Origin of the sequence: Persicitalea sp., assembly GCF_041751555.1 — a bacterium.
Classification (GTDB): domain Bacteria; phylum Bacteroidota; class Bacteroidia; order Cytophagales; family Spirosomataceae; genus Persicitalea.
In genome coordinates, this window is the sequence record NZ_JBGSXF010000255.1 from 1 (window position 1) to 2,991 (window position 2,991).

Consider the following 2,991-nt stretch of genomic DNA (forward strand, 5'->3'; position numbering starts at 1 on the left):
ACGTTCAGCGTCGATGGCAAGTACGCCTACCCTTCCACGGGCGACGTCATCGACGTAAAGACCCGCCGCACCGTGGCCACGCTGGAAGACGCCGACCACAACGCCGTGCAAAGCGAGAAGATGGTGGAGATTCATTTCCAGAACGGCAAGGCTGTGGCAATGGGGGATCAGTTTGGGATTGGGGGCGTGCGGTAGTACTTGTTCACTTTACCCTTCAATCACTCGACGTAAAAACCGAAATGATTTTTGTAGTCCTTAATGTAAAGTGGGTAAATTTCAGCAATCCGGTTATTCTCCGCTTGAAGCTTCAACCTGGCTCCCAGGAGGTGATCTCCCAGCATACACACCCCTTTTGGTAATGTCGCACCCATGTCCAGTTCCATCAGCGCAGGATAAAGTTCATAGGCGCCTTTCTTTTTGGCTATAAACCGAACATCCAACTCCCAAAAACCCTTTCTGGGCAGGCAATTGAATAAATACTTGTCCTTCTGCTCGCCAATTAACACTGATGTCTTGAAATATTGCTCAAAAACGTTGTAGATACTCGTGTCTATCGCAAAGACCGACTCGCCCGTCGTGTTTTGCGGCGATGCCGTCGTGAGCCTAAGCAACAAAGTCAGTTTGTCTCTTACCAACACTCCCTGTTTGCCGACAGAGTCATAGAAATACTGATTCAGCTTGACCTTCACGAACAGGGTGTCGCCGCCAATATGCAGGGGCGACTTGGCAGTCCGCACGTGAATGTCCTGATAACCGAATTTGTATATTTGCTCGACATACTCGTCGCAAAGTTTATCCAGGAAAGCCCTTATTTGGGGCGGCGTGCAGCTTGCCAGAATCACGGGAAACATCGCGATTAAAAGAAAACCAGTGATTTTTTTCATAGCCTGTCACCGTTTTAGAAAGCCGTTTTTAGGAATCTTGAATGACCTGTATGAAAACACCTGGGTTTCGCTAAGGCCAGTTTGCCAACATCATAAGTTTTTGATTTATTGGGTTTTGGAACAAAAATACGCGATTTTATGAGAAGGCCAAGTTTTGTTTCCAAAACGGTAAAGAATCGTACGCCAGGCTTTCGGAGACATTGGGGAGTGGTTTTTCTTTCGTGGGAATAGGTAGTTAAATTAGCTTTTGTTTTTCTGAATACCACTAGTTTAGATTGGGTTCGGGAGTAAATTGAGGTGTAGGAAACTCTAAACAACTACAATGATAAAATCAGATGAAAAACTGGGTAAGCACGGGATGGAGATGGGTACTTGGGTTACCACTTTTGTTGGCCGGAATTCCGCCTGAAGCGACACTGCCACCACCTAACATTCTCTGGGTGACGGTCGAAGATATTTCTCCCATGTTAGGAGTCTATGGCGATCCGAACGCGACCACCCCGCATCTCGATGCCTTCTCCAAGCGAAGTGTTCGCTTTACCAACGCCTTTGCGACGGCCCCGGTCTGTTCGCCTTCCCGCTCCTGCATCATCACGGGTTATCACGGCTCGTCTTTGGGTACCCAGCACCTGCGTTCGGAGGCTTCGATCCCGGAGACAATCCGCCCATTTCCGAAATATCTGCGCGAGGCAGGGTACTTTACCAGCAACAATGTCAAGGAAGACTACAATTTCATCGATAATACTATTTGGGACAATTCCTCCCGACAGGCCCACTGGCGGCAAAGGGAAGAAGGGAAGTCGTTTTTCAGCGTTTTCAACCTTATGCTCACCCACCAGTCCGGGATTTTTGGCGACGATGCACAATACGAGCAGCGAATCAAGGCGTTTCTGCCTTTTATCACCCGAACTTCCCCGGAAGCTATTCAACTCCCGCCTTACTATCCCGATACGCCCGAAATCCGCAAATTGTGGGCGCGTTACTATACCAACGTGAGCATCGTGGATTACCAGTTTTCCCAATTTTTGCAAGAATTGGAAGAGGATGGCCTGAGCGATAATACCATCGTGTTTTTTTACTCCGATCACGGCACGGGAATGCCCCGGCACAAAAGGAGTTTGTACGATTCAGGTATGAAGATTCCTTTTATGGTACACATTCCCGAAAAATACGCCGGAAAGTACCCTTTCAAGCCCGGGACGCTCAACAATGATTTCGTTACTTTTCTGGACCTGGCCCCCACCGTATTGGATATTGCGGGCATCAAACTACCCGCTGGCTACGCCGGAAAGCCCATTTTTGATTCGGGGGAGATAAAGTCCAGGGAGTATATCTACGGCGCTTCGGACCGCGTCGATGAAGGCTTCGAAATGGCCCGCTCCATTCGGACCAAGCAGTACCTGTACATCCGAAACTACCTGCCTCACTTGCCGCTGATTCAGCCCAACTGGTACACCGATCAGTCGGAAATCATGAGAGCCTTGACCCAGGCCAGGAATTCTCCCGACCTCACTCAGGCCCAAAAGACTATGTTTGCCCCAACCCGGCCCGTGGAGGAACTCTACGATGTCGTGCGAGATCCCCACCAACTCCATAACCTTGCATCCGAAAAGCGTAATGCGGGTTTGATCCGGAAAATGAGGAAAACTTTACGGCAAGAAATCCTTAAAAATCACGATACTGCTTTTGCTCCCGAACCCGAGTTGTTCCGCCTTTCCCGAGGCACCACGCCTTTTGAATTTTCGCAGGACCGGGCAAAGTACCCGTTGCCCGAATTGATGAAGGTCTGCGATTTGATGCTGAAAACCGATTTGACCGAAAAAGACCTCACCCCGTATTTGACCCACCAAAACGGCCTGGTTCGGTACTGGGCGGTAGTGGCCGCCCGCCAGATGGACAACACCAAAAACGCGCTCAAACCCCAGCTCCAAAAACTCCTGCGCGACGAGGTGCCGACGGTGCAGATAGAGGCCGCCAAATTGCTCGCCGAACAAGGCGACACTCAGGGCGTGAACCTCATTGTTAGTCATTTGCAGTCCGACGATAGCCCTCTGGTGCTGTACGCCGCGCGGGCTTTGCAGGATTTGGCCTTACGCTACGGCGTAAA

Annotated in this window: 2 protein-coding genes and 1 pseudogene; 2 read left to right on the forward strand and 1 reads right to left on the reverse strand. The window is 50.2% G+C overall.

Annotated elements, in window-relative coordinates:
• Positions 1–195 (forward strand): annotated as a pseudogene (locus tag ACEW8P_RS09050) (hypothetical protein); the annotation flags it as partial.
• A 23-nt stretch (positions 196–218) separates the two neighbouring features.
• Here the strand turns inward: ACEW8P_RS09050 and ACEW8P_RS09055 are convergent.
• Positions 219–884 (reverse strand): hypothetical protein, encoded by a 666-nt coding sequence (locus ACEW8P_RS09055; RefSeq protein ID WP_373512762.1) that lies wholly within the window; start codon positions 882–884, stop codon positions 219–221.
• Positions 885–1,219: 335 nt separating this feature from the next.
• Between ACEW8P_RS09055 and ACEW8P_RS09060 the strand changes: the two genes are divergently transcribed.
• A partial coding sequence (locus ACEW8P_RS09060; RefSeq protein ID WP_373512763.1) for a sulfatase-like hydrolase/transferase occupies positions 1,220–2,991 on the forward strand: 1,772 nt, incomplete at its 3' end.